The 17,211-nt window shown below is 72.9% G+C and carries 16 protein-coding genes; 3 read left to right on the top strand and 13 right to left on the bottom strand.

Features of this window, described 5'->3' with window-relative positions; translation table 11 throughout:
• Window positions 1-198 precede the first annotated feature (198 nt).
• From ACGFIG_RS14110 to ACGFIG_RS14095, 4 genes are all read right to left on the bottom strand, one after another.
• A complete protein-coding gene (locus tag ACGFIG_RS14110; protein WP_393002629.1) occupies window positions 199-1,176 on the bottom strand; it encodes a hypothetical protein in 978 nt (325 codons plus the stop codon).
• Window positions 1,177-1,649: 473 nt separating this feature from the next.
• Window positions 1,650-2,456, bottom strand: coding sequence for a hypothetical protein (locus ACGFIG_RS14105; RefSeq protein ID WP_393002627.1), 807 nt, complete (start codon window positions 2,454-2,456; stop codon window positions 1,650-1,652).
• A 146-nt stretch (window positions 2,457-2,602) separates the two neighbouring features.
• A complete protein-coding gene (locus ACGFIG_RS14100; RefSeq protein ID WP_393002625.1) occupies window positions 2,603-3,709 on the bottom strand; it encodes an SPFH domain-containing protein in 1,107 nt (368 codons plus the stop codon).
• Between the two features lie 4 nt (window positions 3,710-3,713).
• Entirely contained in the window at window positions 3,714-4,187 is a 474-nt protein-coding gene (locus ACGFIG_RS14095; RefSeq protein ID WP_393002623.1) for an NfeD family protein, read from the bottom strand.
• A 111-nt stretch (window positions 4,188-4,298) separates the two neighbouring features.
• On the opposite strand from ACGFIG_RS14095, the gene ACGFIG_RS14090 reads away from it, so the two are divergent.
• Window positions 4,299-5,615: a serine hydrolase domain-containing protein gene (locus ACGFIG_RS14090; protein WP_393002621.1), complete on the top strand. Its 1,317-nt coding sequence runs from the start codon at window positions 4,299-4,301 to the stop codon at window positions 5,613-5,615.
• 102 nt (window positions 5,616-5,717) lie between these two features.
• On the opposite strand, the gene ACGFIG_RS14085 is transcribed toward ACGFIG_RS14090, so the two are convergent.
• The gene (locus tag ACGFIG_RS14085; protein ID WP_393002619.1) at window positions 5,718-6,530 is read right to left on the bottom strand and encodes a DUF3097 domain-containing protein; all 813 of its coding nucleotides are present in this window, start codon (window positions 6,528-6,530) and stop codon (window positions 5,718-5,720) included.
• A 264-nt stretch (window positions 6,531-6,794) separates the two neighbouring features.
• Here ACGFIG_RS14085 and ACGFIG_RS14080 point away from each other — a divergent pair, with 264 nt between their 5' ends.
• The gene (locus tag ACGFIG_RS14080; protein WP_393002617.1) at window positions 6,795-7,589 is read left to right on the top strand and encodes a hypothetical protein; all 795 of its coding nucleotides are present in this window, start codon (window positions 6,795-6,797) and stop codon (window positions 7,587-7,589) included.
• A gap of 114 nt (window positions 7,590-7,703) precedes the next feature.
• On the opposite strand, the gene ACGFIG_RS14075 is transcribed toward ACGFIG_RS14080, so the two are convergent.
• From ACGFIG_RS14075 to ACGFIG_RS14055, 5 genes are all read right to left on the bottom strand, one after another.
• A complete protein-coding gene (locus ACGFIG_RS14075; protein ID WP_393002615.1) occupies window positions 7,704-9,263 on the bottom strand; it encodes a serine/threonine-protein kinase in 1,560 nt (519 codons plus the stop codon).
• A 77-nt stretch (window positions 9,264-9,340) separates the two neighbouring features.
• Window positions 9,341-10,396: a ferrochelatase gene (locus ACGFIG_RS14070; RefSeq protein WP_393002613.1), complete on the bottom strand. Its 1,056-nt coding sequence runs from the start codon at window positions 10,394-10,396 to the stop codon at window positions 9,341-9,343.
• A gap of 100 nt (window positions 10,397-10,496) precedes the next feature.
• Complete coding sequence (fabI, locus tag ACGFIG_RS14065; protein ID WP_393002611.1) at window positions 10,497-11,264, bottom strand: enoyl-ACP reductase FabI; 768 nt, start codon at window positions 11,262-11,264, stop codon at window positions 10,497-10,499.
• 76 nt (window positions 11,265-11,340) lie between these two features.
• On the bottom strand, window positions 11,341-12,045 hold the full coding sequence (fabG, locus tag ACGFIG_RS14060) for a 3-oxoacyl-ACP reductase FabG (protein WP_393002610.1): 705 nt from the start codon (window positions 12,043-12,045) through the stop codon (window positions 11,341-11,343).
• 761 nt (window positions 12,046-12,806) lie between these two features.
• Window positions 12,807-13,193 carry a hypothetical protein gene (locus ACGFIG_RS14055; protein ID WP_393002608.1) on the bottom strand — a complete coding sequence of 129 codons (387 nt, stop codon included), beginning with the start codon at window positions 13,191-13,193 and terminating at the stop codon, window positions 12,807-12,809.
• Between the two features lie 84 nt (window positions 13,194-13,277).
• Here ACGFIG_RS14055 and ACGFIG_RS14050 point away from each other — a divergent pair, with 84 nt between their 5' ends.
• A complete protein-coding gene (locus tag ACGFIG_RS14050) occupies window positions 13,278-13,970 on the top strand; it encodes a hypothetical protein (RefSeq protein WP_393002606.1) in 693 nt (230 codons plus the stop codon).
• A gap of 81 nt (window positions 13,971-14,051) precedes the next feature.
• Here ACGFIG_RS14050 and ACGFIG_RS14045 read toward each other — a convergent pair whose 3' ends face one another.
• The 3 genes from ACGFIG_RS14045 to ACGFIG_RS14035 are packed head-to-tail and all read right to left on the bottom strand — an operon-like array spanning window position 14,052 to window position 17,088.
• Window positions 14,052-15,002 carry a VWA domain-containing protein gene (locus tag ACGFIG_RS14045; protein ID WP_393002604.1) on the bottom strand — a complete coding sequence of 317 codons (951 nt, stop codon included), beginning with the start codon at window positions 15,000-15,002 and terminating at the stop codon, window positions 14,052-14,054.
• Complete coding sequence (locus ACGFIG_RS14040; protein ID WP_393002602.1) at window positions 14,999-16,003, bottom strand: DUF58 domain-containing protein; 1,005 nt, start codon at window positions 16,001-16,003, stop codon at window positions 14,999-15,001. The genes ACGFIG_RS14045 and ACGFIG_RS14040 overlap by 4 nt, the downstream gene beginning before the upstream one ends.
• On the bottom strand, window positions 15,982-17,088 hold the full coding sequence (locus tag ACGFIG_RS14035) for an AAA family ATPase (protein WP_393002600.1): 1,107 nt from the start codon (window positions 17,086-17,088) through the stop codon (window positions 15,982-15,984). Before ACGFIG_RS14035 ends, ACGFIG_RS14040 begins: the two co-directional genes overlap by 22 nt.
• Between the last annotated feature and the right edge of the window lie 123 nt (window positions 17,089-17,211).

Genomic DNA, 17,211 nt, shown 5'->3' with positions numbered 1-17,211 from the left:
GAGCCTACCGCCACACCGAGGGTAGGGTAATGACGCACGACGATGCACCTTTTCACGTTTCACTGTTTCGCGATCTGCCATTAGAACGCCCTTTCAGCGGGGTTTAGCAGACGGCCGGTATCGATGGAACAGACGGACAGCCGATGCCAATTCAACCGAACGGACACTGCGCCGCCGAGAATCCCATGACGCGCACGCTCAGCCCGTCTGGCCGGTGCGGTTGCGCAACTGCTGCACGGCGGCCCGGGCCGCCGTGGTGAAAGTGGTGGCGGTGAACTGGTGCCGCTGCCAGTCGCCGTGCAACCCGCCGATGTCGTCCACCCCCTCCTCCACCAGCAGCACCATGTACTTGCTGAAGGCCAGTGCCGCGCCCTTCTCCTCGATGAGCCAGGCGCTGGTGGCGAATTTCTCGCCGGGTTCGGCGAACTGCCGGGACCGGGTCATCAGCGAAACGAAGAACTCGCACTCCCGGATCCGATTGAGCACCGCCATTCCGACGTACCCGTCGGCCGCCCGCCCCGTGACCACCTCGAAGCCGTCGTCCTCCAGCAGCCCGGTCAGGCCCCGCACGTACCCGTCCTCCTCCTTGAACCGGTACGACAGAAAGACCGTGTTGCGGGAGGGGTTCGGCCGCACCAGCGTCGGGTCCGGCCGCACGTTCTCCAGGATGCGCACCTGGTCGACGTCGTCCACCAACCGCTCCAACTCCGCGTCTCCGGTGCTGCTGGCCCGCTCCCGCACCTCGTCGAGGAGCCGTTCGGCCCGGGACCGGCCGGTGGCCAGCAGTCGGAACGCCTGGCACTTGGTCAGGACCACGTCGATCTCGGCCGCCAGCATGGTCACCGGGGTGCGCTTGTCGAGCGTGAAGGCGTCCCGCAGCCGGCTCCGCTCGCCGTGGTAGAAGGTGGTCGACTGTGCCTCGACCTGGGCGAGGTCGACGTGCAGCACCACGGCGGTGCCCGCACCGAGGCGGGCGAGGGCGAAGCGGCCGGCACGCGGCAGGTCCGCCCCGACGGGATCGAGGACGACCACGTCGAAGTCGCTGGCGGCCGCCTCACGCGTCGCGTCGGCCAGACTCGCGACCGCCACCACCCGCTGCACCAGCAAACTGCTGGAGAGTTCCTGATAGAGCCGACCGGCGGCGGCGGTGTCGGGTTCACACAGCAGAACGGTCAATCGGGGAAGTTCAGCCACGGCACTGGCTCCAGGAGGAAATCGGCGGCACCGGAAAGGAGCACCAATGGTGGCACGCCCGCGAAGCGGATCACCTCCGTAAATACGCCTCCCGACAATGGCCGAACGGACCCGGGCGAGCCGAACGGACGGCGCGCCCCGGGCCAGCGCTTTTCCGCCCCGGGCCGGCCGGAAGTGCCGCATACCGACAATGCCGGCCGCGTCCCGCCCATGATTCGGTCGGACATCCGACAGTACGCCGGCCGGCGATTCCCGCGACTATTCGCCTCCCGCAAACGGTCGCCGGGGCGTCGCCAATTGCCGGACCACTAACGTTCTTCCGAGAAAGCACAGCCGTCGCCGGTTGGGCAGGAACTCACCGCCCGTACCGCCACCGCTGCGCCTGAGCCGAGGGCGACGAGAAGACCGCGGCGGGCCGTCCGGCGGGAGTGGTCGTGGCCGACGGCGGGCCCGGATCAGCCCGCGGCGAGAGGACCGCCCGGCCCGGACGCGGCACCCCCGGCCGGGGCGGCGGCGAGGCTCGCGCTGGCGGCGTCGCGGGCGATGTCGCGGGGCACCAGGCGGCCGGAACGGTAGCCGACGCCGATGCCGGCGATCAGCACGAAGATCGCGCCGAAGGTCTGCAACGAGCCGATCAACGCGCCGCCGAGGCCCAGCAGCGGGGCGGCGATCATCAGCATGACGCCGTCGCCGATGCTGAACATCCCGGAGCGGGCCACCGACCAGCCGGTCAGCAGCCAGCCCAGGCTGTAGCAGGTGGCGCCGACGAGTACGAGCATGCGCGCGGTGGTGCCGAAGACGGGGGTCTGCTCCGCCAGCCCCGCGAAGGGCAGCATGAGCACCGTGCCGGCGATCGAGACGAGCAGGCCGGCGACGGCCGCCCGGCGACTGCGGGTGGCCGCGAGCAGCCCGGTCAGCGCCAGCAGGGCGAGCAGGCCGAGCCACACCGCCGCCACCCAGCCCACCAGGTAGAGGGGCCGGCCGTCGGCCGGATACGGGTCGTTGCCCACCCCGCCGTCGCTGGCCATCGCCACGACGGCGTAGAGGATGGCGTACGTGGGCAGCAGCCACACCGCGCCCCGGGCGAGCCGGCGCAGCGACCAGGCCCAGGTGGCGTTCGTGGCCGGCGCGACCGATGTCGGCTCGACGAAGGGCAGCACCCCGAACCCCCCGCCGGTACGCCGGCTGCCGAGCGGTCCGACGGGATCGTGCGCACCGGGGACCGGGGTCGAGGACCACGCCCGCTTCGCCGGATCGTTCATGCGTCACCTCGCTCGTCCGACGAGCGGCGCGGGACGCGCCGGGGCGCCCCGATGCCTGCTCACCGCCCGTCCTAGGACCGATGGTGGCAGGCGACGGAGCGCCCCATGAGTCTTTCTCGCATTTCCGGGCGGCCGCCCGGACCCGGTCAGCCCCGTTCGCGTTGGTCGGCCGGGTCGTTGAGCAGGCTCGCCGGGGAGACCGGCTCCGGTGCCGGCAGCCCCTGCGGCTTGCCGCCGGTGGCCTGCGCCTCGGCGACGCGTACCTCGTCGTGGATCTGCTGCGCGGCGGCTGCGGCGGCCTGCGCGGCCTCGGCCGCCTCGCGCTCCACCTCGCTCGCGCTGCCGGCCGCTTCCGGCGCCGGCTCGTCGCCGACCATCCGGCTCAGCCCGCCGAGCGCGCCGCCCATGCCCTCCAGCGCCTTGGTCAGCTCGGCCGGCACGATCCAGACCTTGTTCGCGGTGCCGTTGGCGATCTGCGGCAGGGCCTGGAGGTACTGGTAGGCGAGCACCTTCTGGCTCGGGTTCGCCGTGTGGATCGCGTCGAACACCGTACGGATCGCCTTCGCCTGGCCCTCGGCCTGGAGGATGCGGGCCTGCCGGTCACCGTCGGCGCGCAGCACCGCGGCCTGCTTCTCACCCTCGGCCGTGAGGATCTGCGACTGCTTGTGCCCCTCGGCGTTCAGGATCGCCGCCCGGCGGTCCCGCTCGGCGCGCATCTGCTTCTCCATGGAGTCGCGGATGCTCGGCGGCGGCTCGATCGCCTTGATCTCCACCCGGGTGACCTTGATGCCCCACCGGCCGGTGGTCTCGTCCAGCACGCCGGACAGGTGCCGGTTGATCTCCTCGCGGCTGGTCAGCGCCCGCTCCAGGTCCAGCGAGCCGATCACGTTCCGCAGCGTGGTGACGGTGAGCTGCTCGATGGCCTGGAGGAAGTTCGAGATCTCGTACGTGGCCCGGACCGAGTCGACGACCTTGAAGTAGAGGACCGTGTCGATCGAGACCACCAGGTTGTCGGAGGTGATCACCGGCTGGGGCGGGAAGCTGACCACCTGCTCACGCATGTCGACCTTGGTACGCACCGCGTCGACGAACGGGACCAGGATGTTCAGCCCCGGGTTGAGGGTGCGCTTGTACCGGCCGAGCCGCTCCACCACGTCCTGGCGCTGCTGCGGCACGATCCGCACCGCCTTGGCCAGGGTGATCACCCCGACCAACGCGATGGCCATCAGTAGGACCGGGATCACAAGTTCCATGTACTCACCTTTTCGCTTCGGGTAGCTCCCCGGAAGGAGAAACGTCGTCCCGCCACACCAGGGCGGTCGCACCCCGCACCTGGATCACCTGCACCCGTTCGCCGGGGGCGAAGTGCTGGCTCGCGTCGTAGGAGCGGGCCTGCCACAGCTCGCCGTCGATCTTCACCATGCCCCGCCCGGCGTCGACCTGCTCCAGCACGAGCGCCGTGCTGCCCTCGATCGCCTCCACGCCGAAGGGCTGCTCGCCGCTCTCGAGCGCCGAGCGGCGGTGTCTGCGCAGCGTGGGCCGCACGCCCAGCACCGTCAACGCCGACACCGCGGCGAAGACGATCGCCTGCACCTCGACCGGGGCACCGAGCGCCGCCGCTCCCGCGGCGGCCAGGGCCCCGACCGCGAACATGATCAGAAACAGCGTCGTCGTGAAGATCTCAGCGACCGCCAGAACGACACCCAGCACGATCCACAGCACGGCGTCCACCCCCCGATCGTGACACGTCAAAGCACGTGGAGCCCACTCACGAAGATCAGTAAGCTCGGCGGCACGCCGACGGTCACCCCCGGCGGCGCCGGAATCCTTCGAGGAGAGCTCGTGTCCCTGCTACCCGAGACCGCCCGCCAGGTCGACGCCCTCGTCGCCGAGGCGCAGACCGCCGGCCGTACGCCGTCAATGCTGATCGGCGTGGTGCGCGACGGCGCGCTGACGCACCTCGCCACCGCCGGCGAGCACCCGCGCCCCGAGGCCGACCTCCAGTACCGCCTCGGGTCGATCAGCAAGACCATGACCGCCACCCTGGTCATGCAGGAGCGTGACGCGGGTCGGCTGGCCCTGGACGACCCGCTGGAGCGGCACCTGCCCGGCACCGGCGTCGGCGCGGTCACCCTGCGGCAGCTACTCGGCCACGCCAGCGGCCTGCGGCGCGAGCCCGACGGGCAGTGGTGGGAACGCGCCGAGGTCGGGGACCTGACGACCCTGCTCGCCGGGGTGAGCGCGGAGAAGATCGCCTATCCCCCGCACCGGGTCTACCACTACTCCAACCTGGCGTACGGGCTGCTCGGCGGGGTGCTCGAACGGATCACCGGCACCCCCTGGGCCGAACTGCTGCGCCAGCGCGTGCTGGAGCCGCTCGGCATGCGCCGCACCACGTACGCGGCCACCGAGCCGTTCGCCCGCGGCTACGTGGTGCACCCCTGGCACGACACGCTGCGGGAGGAGCCGCGTACCGACACCGGGGCGATGGCGCCGGCCGGGCAGCTCTGGTCCACGGCCGAGGACCTGGCCCGCTGGGCGGCCTTCCTGGCCGAACCGGCCCCGCAGGTGCTGGCGGCGGACACCCTGACCGAGATGTGCGTCCCCGTGTCGATCAGCGACGTCGACACGTGGACCGGCGGGCACGGCCTCGGCCTGGAGCTCTACCGGCAGGGCGAGCGGGTCTACGTCGGGCACGGCGGCTCGATGCCCGGCTACGTGGCCGCCCTGGCGGTGCACCGTCCGTCCCGCACCGGCGTGATCGGCTTCGCCAACTCGTACGGCTTCCGCACCGGCGCGATCGGCAGCGTCGCGCGGCAGGTCCTCACCACCGTGCTGGACGCCGAGCCGGCCCTGCCGCAGCCCTGGCGACCGGCCACCGCCGCCCCGCCCACGGAGTTCGACGAGGTGGCCGGCCGCTGGTGGTGGATGGGGGCGCCGCTCGACCTCACCTGGGACGCGGTCGCGGGCGAGTTGGTCGCCCACGTGCGCGGCGAGCGGATGAGCCGGTTCGTCCCGCAGGGGCCGGACCGCTGGCGGGGTCGCTCCGGCCCGGAGAACGGCGAGATCCTGGCGGTCCTGCGCGACGAGGCGGGGCGGGCGGTGGCGCTCGACATCGCCACCTTCGTCTTCACCCGCACCCCCGACCAGGAGCCCTGACGGCGGACGGAGCCGCCGTCGGCCGGGTGTCCGACGGCGGCTCCATCCGCGGCCGGGGTGCCCGACGGCGGCTCCGTCGGCGGCGGGACACCGCGTCGGCGCTCAGGCCGGCTCGGTGACGAAGTCGATCAGGCGCTCCATCGCGTTGATCAGCGGGGTCTCCACGTCGGCGAAGCTGTCGACCCGGGAGAGGATGAGCCGCCACATGTCCGCGGGCTCGGCGACCCCGAGCGCGGCGCAGACACCCTCCTTCCACGGCCGCCCCGGCGGCACCACCGGCCACGCGGCGATCCCCAGCGCGGCCGGCCTGACCGCCTGCCACACGTCGACGTACGGGTGCCCGGTCACGAGCACGTGCGGGGAGGTGACCTTCGCGACGATCCGGCTCTCCTTGGAGCCGGGAACCAGGTGGTCCACGAGCACGCCGAGGCGACGGCCGGGCCCGGGGGCGAAGTCGCGCACCTCGGCGTCGAGCGCGTCGATGCCGTCCAGCGGCTCCACCACCACGCCCTCGACGCGCAGGTCGTCGCCCCAGATCCGCTCGACCAGGGCGGCGTCGTGGACGCCCTCCACCCAGATCCGGCTGGCCTTGGCGACCTGCGCGCGTACGCCGTCGACGGCGATCGAGCCGGAGGCCGTACGGCGGCGGGCCGCCGGCACCGGGGCGCGGCTCGGTCGGCGCAGCGTCACCGGCTGCCCGTCGAGCAGGAACGCCGCCGGCAGCAGCGGGAAGTTGCGCCGGCGTCCGTGCCGGTCCTCCAGCACGACCGCACCGGCCTCGAAGCCGACCACCGCGCCGCAGAAGCCCGAGTCGGCGTCCTCGACCACGAGGTCCGGCTCGGCGTCCACCTCGGGCGTGACCTTCCGCCGCCGCCAGTCCCCCGCCAACACGTCGTCGCCATACCGCCGCCCCATGCCGATCAAGCTAACCCTCCACCCCCACCCCCGCACCCGACACGCCGCCCACCCCACCCCAGCCCTCCCCTCTCCCCCCACCCGCAGTCCTCTCCCCTCCCCACCCGCCCCGCCCCACCCGCCGCGGCGATCATGCAGTCGTGGTGGTCCGCAAAAGGGGCAGAGATCGACGATCCGCCCACCACAACTGCATGATCGGCGGGAAGGAGAGCGGGCGGGCCGGCAGTCGAGACAGGGGCGGCGGTGACCACGTACCCTTTCGGCATGTCCACCCCCGCAGCGGGCGCGGCCACTCTCACACCGCGCCGGTCCAGCCGGTTCGTTGCCTGGGTACGCGCCTGGCGCGCCGGGCTGGTGCCCTTCGACGAGCTCGGCGACGCCATCGCCGGCGACGAGGAGCACCTGGTCGCCGACGCGCCCGGCACCTGGACCGACGTCCCTCTGCCCCAGGCGCTGCCCACCCTCGCGAAGCTCTCGCCCGACGAGATCCGGCTCGTGCTGCCCGCCCCCGGGGACCCGCGCGGGCTGCCCGGTCCGGGCGACTTCGCCGGTGCGGCGCTGGTCGCCGGTGAGGCGGTCGTCGCCGGGGGCCTGGGACTGATCCCGCACGTACGGAGGCACACGTCCGGATCCGGCGACACCTTCGAGACGGTGCTCTGGCGGGTCTACCCGCTGCCGGCCGACGCCCCGGCCGCCTCCCTCGTGCTGCCCGGCGCGGCCGAGGCCGAGGCCGAGCTGGCGGCGGCCCTGGCCGACACGACCGCCGCGCTGACCCGGCTGGACGTCGCCCAATGGCGGCCCGAGCTGGCCGGGGCGCTGGAGGCGCTCCGCCGGCCGGACGGCGCCACCGACCTGCCGCCCGGATTCGACCCGCGGGCACGGCGGCTCTTCGCCCGGGCCGCCGTGCTCGACCGGGTGCTCGCGTTGGCCGGGCACGCCGCGCCGGGCGGCGCGATCAACAACTACGAGGCCCAGCAGCGCGACGCCGCCCTGCGCCCCCTCACCACCGCCTGCCGGCAGGCTCTGGTCGCCGCCTGCAACGCCCCGCTGCGCCCCTGACGACACCGACACCCAGTCGCCACGACCGCCGGCACCCACCCGCCACGACCGTGTCGCCGCCACTCAGCAGCGGGTACCGGCACTCGGTCGTGGCTACCGTGGGCGCGCCGGCACTCAGTTGCCGCGATCGTCGAGGGCCTGTGCTGCCCACCGGTCCAGGACGCGCGCGAAATCGGTCACCTCGGCCTTGGCGGAGGGCGGCATCGACGCCCGGGACGCCGTCCGGTACTTCACGCACACCCCCAGGTTGCTGACGCGGAAGTAGACCCGCACGTCGCGTTCGTGCCAGCCGTACGCGTCAAGGTCTGTCTCCTCCGAGATGTAGCCCTCGTCCCCGATGCCGGGAAGCCGCTCGCCCTCCGTGGGGCAGCCCCCCAGGTTCGCGGGGAGCAGGGGGTCCTCCACGCTGAGCCGGGTGATCTCCCCGTCGGGTTCCTGGCTGGGCTCCCACGAACAGCTGTTCGTGGACTTGTGCATCGCCCACAGCTTCGCTCTGGGTACCAACGGCGCGATGACCCGGGGATGATCGGTCAGGTACAGGCACGCGTTCGGCGACGCCGTGAACCCTCTGGCCGCCGGCGATCCGGACGACGACGGGGTCACCGTGGCCGACGGGCTGCCGGTCGCCCCGCCCCCGACGGTCTCCCCGCTGTCCACCCGGGCCAGCGCGAGCGCGTAGCCCGCCGCCAACAGGCCGGCTGACGCGAGCATGGCGATGCCGCTCGTGCCGGCAATCCGCGCGCGGGAGAACCGCCGGGCACGCGTACCGCCCTTTGCAGGCGGCAACGACCCGCTCAGCCTCGCGGTCCGCGGGGTCACGCGAACCGTCAGCCGGCTGTCGGCCGTGACGCCGGCGGCGACCTCCCGCAGGCGCGCCGCGGCCTCCTCCGCAGACGGGCGTGCGTCCGGGCGGCGCGCCATCAGGCCGAGCAGCGTCGGGTTCAGCGAACCTGCGCGTTCAGCCGGCGCGGGGTCACGGCTCAGCACGGCGGCGATCAGTTCCGCCGGGTCGTCCGTGTCGTACGCGGGCCGGCCCTCGACAGCGAAGTACAGCGTCGCGCCGAGCGACCACAGATCCGACGCAGGCTCGGCGCCCCGGCCGGTCAGCCGCTCCGGCGGTACGTAGCCCAACGTGCCCAGCACCGAGCCGGTCCCGGTGAGGCCCCGGGTGGCGCCGACGACCGCGGCGATCCCGAAGTCAGTGATCACGGCGCGCCCGTCCCGGTCCAGCAGGACGTTCTGCGGCTTGATGTCACGGTGCAGGATGCCGGCGTCATGGGCGACCTTCAGAGCCGCGAGCAGACCCGCGCCGATCTCCGCGGTCCGCCGTGGACTCAGTGGCCCGTCCTCGCACACCACGGTGTGCAGTGACGGGCCGTCGACCAGGCCCATCACGATCCAGGGGCGACCATCCTCGAGCAGGACGTCGTGGATGGTCACGATGCCGGGATGGTTGAGCCGCCCGGCCGCCCGCGCCTCGATGATCGCCCGCTCCCGGAGCGCCAGGCGTTCGGACTCGTTCAGGCCTGCGGGCAGCAGCAACTCCTTCACAGCCACCTCGCGGTCCAGCAGGGTGTCCTCAGCCCGCCACACCACCCCCATGCCGCCGCTGCCGACCGGCTCGGTCCGCAGGACGTATCGCCCGGCCGCCAAGGTACGCCGCTCCTCCGCCACGCCCGGAACGATAGCGGCGGCACGCCCATCGACGAACATCGACGGCGGCGAAGTCGGGGCTCATGCTGCGGTCGGGGTCACCCGTGCCCGTGCCCGGGGGCGGTCGTCGGGCGGCGGGCCGGGACGCAGCAGGCCGTGGGACAGGTGTCCCACATCGGCAGTTCGCCGAGACGGCGGCGCAGTCGGACCCCGTCCGGTTCGGTCCGCTCCAGGACCAGCTCGCGGACCATCGCCACGAACCGGGGATCGGTGCCGGGGGTCGCGGCCCGGACGAAGTCCAGGCCGACCTGTCCGGCCGTCTGGCGCGCCTCGGTGTCCAGGTCCCACACCACCTCGAGGTGGTCGGAGACGAACCCGATGGGGCTGACCACCACGGCGGTGGTGCCGGCCTCGGCCAGCGTACGGAGGTGGTCGTTGACGTCGGGCTCCAGCCACGGCACCTGCGGCGGGCCGGAGCGGCTCTGCCAGACCAGGTCCCAGGGCAGGTCCGGGGCGGCTGCCGCGTGGACCAGCCGGGCGACCTCGGCGAGCTGCGCCTCGTACCGGCCGCCGTGGGGGCCGGCGTTGGCGGCCATCGAGTTCGGCACCGAGTGCGCGGTGAACACCAGCCGGGTGCCGTCCCGCTTCGCGGGGTCGAGCTGGCCGAGCGCCGCCCGTACGGCGTCGGCGTGCGGCTCGACGAAACCGGGGTGGTCCCAGAACTGGCGGAGCTTGTCGATCGGCGGCGCGTCCGGGCCGACGGCCGCGCGGGCGGCGGCGATGTCCTCCTGGTACTGCCGGCAGGAGGAGTAGCCGCCGTAGGCGCTGGTCACGAATGCCAGGGCGCGGGTGACTCCGTCGTCGCGCATCTGCGCCACGGTGTCGGCGAGCATCGGGTGCCAGTTCCGGTTGCCCCAGTAGACGGGCAGGTCTACGCCGTTGGCGGCGAAGTCCTCCCGGATCGCCGCGAGCAACTCCCGGCACTGCTGGTTGATCGGGGAGACGCCCCCGAAGTGCTGGTAGTGCTCGGCGACCTCCGCCAGCCGCTCCGGCGGCACCCCTCGCCCCCGGGTCACGTTCTGCAGGAACGGCAACACGTCCTCGGGCCGCTCCGGTCCGCCGAAGGACACCAGGACCACCGCGTCGTACGCCATGGGCCCATTCTTCCCGGTCGCCGCGCCCGCCGGGCAGGGCCCCCTGATGCCGCCCGCCGGCGACGCCGCGCCGCTACCGGCCGCAGGGGACCCGCACGCCTCAGGCGCCGATGGCGTGGTACCCGCCGTCGACGTGCACGATCTCGCCCGTGGTGGCCGGGAACCAGTCGGAGAGCAGCGCCAGGCACGCCCGCGCGGCGGGCTCCTGGTCGGTCAGGCTCCAGCCCAGCGGCGCGCGCTCGGCCCAGGCCTGCTCGAACTGCTCGAAGCCGGGGATCGACTTGGCGGCGATCGTGCGCAGCGGCCCGGCGGCGACCAGGTTGCTGCGGATGCCCTGCTTGCCCAGGTGCAGCGCCAGGTAGCGGGAGGCGGACTCCAGCCCGGCCTTGGCGACGCCCATCCAGTCGTAGACGGGCCACGCCTTCGCGGCGTCGAAGGTCAGGCCGACCACCGCGCCGCCGGCGGACATCAGCGGCAGGGCCGCCATCGCCAGCGACTTGTAGGAGTACGTGGAGACGTGCAGCGCGGTCGCCACGTCCTCCCAGGGGGCGTCGAGGAAGCCGCCGCCGAGGCAGCTCTGCGGGGCGAAGCCGATCGAGTGCACCACCCCGTCCAGGCCGTCGACGTGCTCGCGCACGCGGTCGCCGAGCCCGGCGAGGTGGTCGGCGTCGGTCACGTCCAGCTCGATGACCGGGGCGGGCTCGGGCAGCCGCTTGGCGATGCGCTCCACCAGGGAGAGCCGGCCGTAGCCGGTGAGCACGACCTGCGCCCCGTTCTCCTGGGCGAGCTTCGCCACGGAGAAGGCGATCGAGGCGTCGGTGATGACGCCGGTGACCAGCAGCCGCTTACCGGCGAGCAGTCCGGACATGCAGGGATCCCTCCGTAGTTCTCAGTGGCCGCTCGGCAGTGGCCGGTGCCGCTTTGTCAGTGCCCGGTGCCGATCGTCAGTGGCCCATGCCGAGGCCGCCGTCGACCGGGATGACGGCGCCGGAGATGTAGCCGGCGGCGTCGCCCGCCAGCCAGGTCACCACGCCCGCGATCTCGTCGGGCTGGGCGAACCGGTTGGCGGGGATGGCCTTGCGGTACTCGGTCCTGCGGTCCTCGGGCAGGCCGGCGGTCATGTCGGTCTCCACGTAGCCGGGTGCGACCACGTTCGCCGTGATGTTGCGGCTGCCCAGCTCGCGGGTGATCGAGCGGGCCACGCCCACCAGGCCGGCCTTGCTCGCCGCGTAGTTGACCTGGCCGGGGCCGCCGTAGAGACCGACCACCGAGGAGATGAAGATCATGCGGCCCCACTTCGCCCGCAGCATCTTGCCCGAGGCGCGCTTGGCGCACCGGAACGCGCCGGTCAGGTTGGTGTCGAGCACGCGGGTGAACTGGTCCTCGGACATCCGCAGCAGCAGCGTGTCGTCGGTGATCCCGGCGTTGGCGACCAGCACCTCCACCGGCCCCAGCTCGGCCTCGACCGCGGCGAACGCCGCGTCGACCGACTCGCCGTCGGTCACGTCGCAGCGGACCCCGAACAGCCCCTCGGGCGGCTCGCCGCCGCGGTGGGTCACCGCCACCCGGTCGCCCTGCTTGGCGAAGGCCTGCGCGATGGCCAGGCCGATCCCCCGGTTGCCGCCGGTCACCAGGACGGTACGGGCCACGGTTCCCCCTTGTTCAGTGATCACCCGGTCGGTCGGAGCCTAGGCGTTACCGGCAGGTAAGCGCTAACGCCGGGCACGTCGGGGCCGGGGCGTCGCCCGCCGACGGCTGCGGCGAGGCAGGCACGGGCGTCGCCGCGCCACCACCCGGCGGGCTCCTCGGCCGGGCCCGTCCGGCCACTCGGCCAGGCTCCGTCCGGCCACTCGGCCGGGTGCGCCGGCGGACTTCGGCGGGTGTACGATGATCCACGTTTTGCGGGCCGTGCGGCCCGCGTTCCGGGCCCCGCCGACCGCAGGAGGTGATCGCTGTGCGAGATAGCGATCCTCCCAGTCGTGGCCGGGCCGAACGTCAGCCCCGCTGAGCCACGACTCAGCAGGTGAGCTGACCCAGCCACGCTCCCCGCCTCCGCCCGGTCACCGGCCCCACGCCGGATGACCGTGCCGCGCCGCCCGTCGACCGGGCGGCCCGCCGGGAGCCGCCCGGTCACGACTTCGTGTGCGCGTCCTGATCCACCCCCTGCGGTCCGCCCCCGCACGCGCGGACCGTCCAGTCGCCACCCGGAGCCGTCCATGAGCCGCTACGTCGCCCCGCTGGGCTTCACCCTCGCCGCCGTCTGGGTGGCCGTCGTCTTCGTCCTCGCCAGCGGCACCGCCCACTGACCGCCGGCGGCACGGTCTGCTGACCGTCGGCGGCACTTCACCGCCCCCGTCACCTCTGGGCCTGCAAAGCACTCGCCGGGCCGCGCGGCACGGCCGCTGCCTGATCACGACCAGCTCTGCCCCTTCCGCCAGGTCAGATACTCGTCGAAGATCCTTGTGAGGCCGTCGTGCTCCGCCCGTAGCCGCAGAAACTCGTCGAGCAGCCGGAAGAGCGTCTCAACGGCGACCCTGTCGAGCTCAGGGTCCGTCTGAAGCTCCTCGCGTCGCGGCGGCCCGTCCCGGAACGCCTGCCACAGGATCAGCGCCTCCCAGACCAGGTTGTCGCCACTCCCACAGCGGGCCACGAGCCATTCCCGGAACCCCGCGAGCAGCTGCCAGTCGTTGCCAGCCTCGCAACCCCGGATGAAGACCGTGAAATCGTGGAACGAGCCGTCCAACCCGAACATGCCAGGTCGCCGATGCACGTCCGCGAAGAGCTTCCGGTAGTCCATCCCGCCATCCAACCAACCCTCTGCTCGTGCAGCAGCAGGTCAACCATGCACTCAGGCACCGTCGCTGACGGTACGGTTCCCGGCATGACCGGCATCACCATCCATGCCATCAACGAGTCCTTGACCAACTGGCCTTTCCAGTTCACCGCACTGCCGGCGGGCCGGACCGCCGACATGCCCGAGGCATGGCAGCCGATCGCTGCGGCGAAAACCCCGCCGCAACGCATTGCCGCCGCGCTGACATTGTGGCCGCACGACATCCGTGACCTGCTGCCTCGCTTCTCCACCGAGTTCGCGGCTCGGCTGGAGGACGTCGTCGTCGGTCAGGACGACGACGGTGTCCACGTCCTGCTCTACCCCGCACGGGACAAGAGCGGCCGGCTGGTCACCTGGGTCGGCTACGACCCGCGCACCGTCGACGATGACTTCCCCGACTGGGTCGACTTCCCCGAACCGCTGGCCCGGTTCCTCCACCAGGTGCACGCCGGCTTCGTCGCCGAAACACCGGCTTCCTTCGGCCCCACCCGACCCGCTTATATGGAGAACCTCAACGAAGCTCTGGGCGTCCCCGAGGGGATCGACGGATGGGACGCCGACATCCCTCCCACCCGCCTGCTACGCATCAGCAACGACGGTGGCACCCTCCACCACTGCCTGTCTCCTGATCTCCCACTCGGCACCATCGCCATCACCTCCTACGAACTCGACACCGAACCCCTGTGGCCAGCCCTCGACGCCCTCATGACCAGCGGCTTCGATGGCAACCAATGGAGATGACCAGCAACAGCGACACCAACAATCCCCAGATCCACAGTTGACCTTCTCGCCTGCGTCGTAACCGAGTCCCCGGGCGCTCGCTCAGAGCATCCGGGAGGACCACAGCAGGCTGAGTGCGCCGGCGCAGAGCGCCAGCAGCAGGGCCACGCCCGCGTACCACTGGGTGACCTCGCGGGGCTCGGTGCGGAACCCGATCGAGCTGCCCATGTCCTGGTAGACCTGCTTCAGCTCGGTCACCGAGGCCGCCTCGTAGAAGTAGCCCTCGGTGGTCTCGGCCAGGTCGGCCAGGGCCAGCCGGTCCACCGGCACCCGTTGCAGCTGACCGCCGATGTCCACCTGCCCCGAGTCGGTGCCGAAGGCGATGGTCGAGACCGGCACGTTCGCCGCCTGCGCGGCGGCGGCCGCCTCCTCCACCGACCGGCCCGAGGTGCGGTACCCGTCGGAGAGCAGCACGATCCGGGCCGGCGGGATCCCCGCCGCGCCGTCGGCCGGCACCGACCGGATCGCCTCCAGGCAGGTGAACACCGCCTCCCCGGTCGCCGTCGCCTCCGCCAGCACCAGCCCGTCGATCGCGCTGGTCACCGCCTCGCGGTCCTTGCCCGGCGGCACCAGCACGTTCGCCGACTTGGCGAACGAGACCAGCCCCAGGTTGTAGCTCTCCGGAAGCTCGCCGACGAACTGCTTGGCCGCCTCCTGCGCCGCCTCCAGCCGGTTCGGCGACACGTCGTCGGCCTGCATGGACAGCGACACGTCGATGGCGAGCATCACGGTGGCCCGCTCCAGCGGCTCCCGGGTGTCGACCGACGGCCGGGCCAGCGCGGCCGCCAGCACCAGCAGGCAGAGCAGGAACGCCGTCGCCGGCACGTGCCGCCGCCAGCCCAGCCCCTTCGGCGCCAGGGTGCGCAGCAGGTCCACGTTGGTGAACCGCATCGCGTACGACCGGCGGTTCAGTTGCCGCCAGACGTAGAGCGCGGCGAGCACGAGCACCGGCAGCACGGCCAGCAGCCACCACGGTTGCAGAAAGCGGATCATCGTGTCGTCCCCCTGGTACGCGCGTGCCGCTGGGCGGCCACGAAACGCACCATGTCGAGCAGCCAGTCTCGGTCCGTACGCAGTCGCAGGTGGGCCGCGCCCGCACCACGCAGCGCCGCGGAGATCTCCGCCCGCTGGGCGGCCGCCGCCTCGGCGTAGCGGTGGCGCAGCCGCGGGTCGGCGGTCTGCACCTCGTGCAGCTCACCGGTCTCCGGGTCGACCACCGGCAGCACCCCGACGTCGGGCAGCTCCAGCTCCCGGGGATCGACCACCTCGATCGCGACCACGTCGTGCCGGACGCGCAGCTTACGCAGCGGCCGGGCCCACCGCTGCGGCGGGGCGAGGAAGTCGGAGATCACCACCGCCACGCCGCGCCGCCGGGGCGGCCGGTTGAGCATGTCCACCAAGGCGCCGAGATCACTGCGCCCGGGGCGGATCTCGGTGCCGGCGATCGTCCGCAGCAGCGCCTGGGCCTCCTTGCGGCCGGAACGGGCGGGCAGCCGCGTGTAGACGTCCGGGCCGGAGGCCGGGGGCGCGCCGCGCCACCGTCGGGCGGGTGCGCCCGCGCCGCCGCCGCTGCCGATCACCGCGCCGATCCGGTTGCCGCCGCGCACGGTCAGGTGGGCCAGCGCCGCCGCGGCGGCCACCACGACGTCGCGCTTGAGCCAGCGGCCGGTGCCGAAGTCCAGGCTCGCCGAGAGGTCCACCGCCAGCCACGTCTCCAGCTCCCGGTCGGCCACCGTACGCCGGACGTGCGGCATCGTCGTGCGGGCGGTGACCGGCCAGTCCATCCGGCGTACGTCGTCGCCGGGGCGGTACTCGCGGGACTCCCCCGCCTCGCTGCCCGGCCCGGGCAGCAGACCGGCGTAGTCGCCCTGGAGCAGGCCGTCGAGTTTGCGGGTGACCATCAGTTGCAGCCGCGACAGGACGGCTTCGGTGCGGTCGGAGGGGACGTCGGCAGGCCGACGGGCGGGTGAGGTCACGGGCGCTGCCCGGGCCAACCGGCGCCCGGCGGCGCGGCGGTCGGCGTGGGGGTGGCCTGCTGCCGGGGCGCGACCGAGGGCAGCGGGATCGTGGACATCACCCGGTGCACCACGTGGTCGGCGGGCACGTCGTCGGCGAGCGCGTCGTAGCTGAGCACGAGCCGGTGGCGCAGGATGTCCGGCGCGATGTCCTGCACGTCCTGCGGCAGGGCGTAGTCCCGCCCGCGCAGCAGCGCCAGCGCGCGGGTGGCCCGGACCAGACCGAGCGAGGCACGCGGGCTGGCGCCGTACTGGATGAGCTGGGCGACGTCCGGCATCCCGTGCTCCGCCGGGGCGCGGGTGGCCAGCACCAGCCGGACGGCGTAGTCGACCAGGGCGTTGTGCACGAAGACCTGGTCCGCCTTGCGTTGCAGGGCGATCAGGTCGGAGGTGGTGAAGACCGGCGCCGGCTGCGGCGGGGCGACCCCCATCCGGTAGACGATCTCCCGTTCCTCGGCGTCGGTCGGGTAGCCGACGACGATCTTCATGAGGAAGCGGTCCCGCTGGGCCTCGGGCAGCGGGTAGACGCCCTCCTGCTCGATCGGGTTCTGCGTCGCCATCACGAGGAACGGATCCGGCACCCGGTGGCTCTCGCCGCCGATCGAGACCTGCCGCTCGCTCATCACCTCCAGCAGCGCCGACTGCACCTTGGCCGGCGCCCGGTTGATCTCGTCGGCGAGCAGGAAGTTGACGAACACCGGGCCCAGCTCGACGTCGAACTTCTCGCTCGACTGCCGGTAGATGCGGGTGCCCATGATGTCGGCGGGCACCAGGTCGGGAGTGAACTGCACGCGGGCGAAGGAGCCGCCGACCACCTTCGCGAGGGTCTCCACCGCGAGGGTCTTCGCGACCCCGGGCACGCCCTCCAGCAGGCAGTGGCCCCGGGCGAGCAGCGCGACGAACATCCGCTCCACCATCCGGTCCTGCCCGACGATCACCCGTTTGATCTCGAACAGCGCCCGCTCCAGCAGGGTCGCGTCCTCGGCCGGCGTGGTCACCGGCTCGGGTGTCTCCGGGCCCGTCCCGTTCGGCGTCGGGGCGTCGGGCGTGGTCGGCTGGGCCACCGGTCCTCCACAGCATGATCGGTTGTCGCGCGGCGTGGTGCGTATCAAGACTCGCATGCCCGGCTGAGTGCCGAGGTGGGGAGAAGGCGTTTTTCGCCGCGCCGTCCCCCGCAGCCGCGTCGC

This window comes from Micromonospora sp. NPDC049048 (genome assembly GCF_043197615.1).
Classification (GTDB): domain Bacteria; phylum Actinomycetota; class Actinomycetes; order Mycobacteriales; family Micromonosporaceae; genus Micromonospora.
This window is presented reverse-complemented; position numbering and strand designations above follow the sequence as displayed.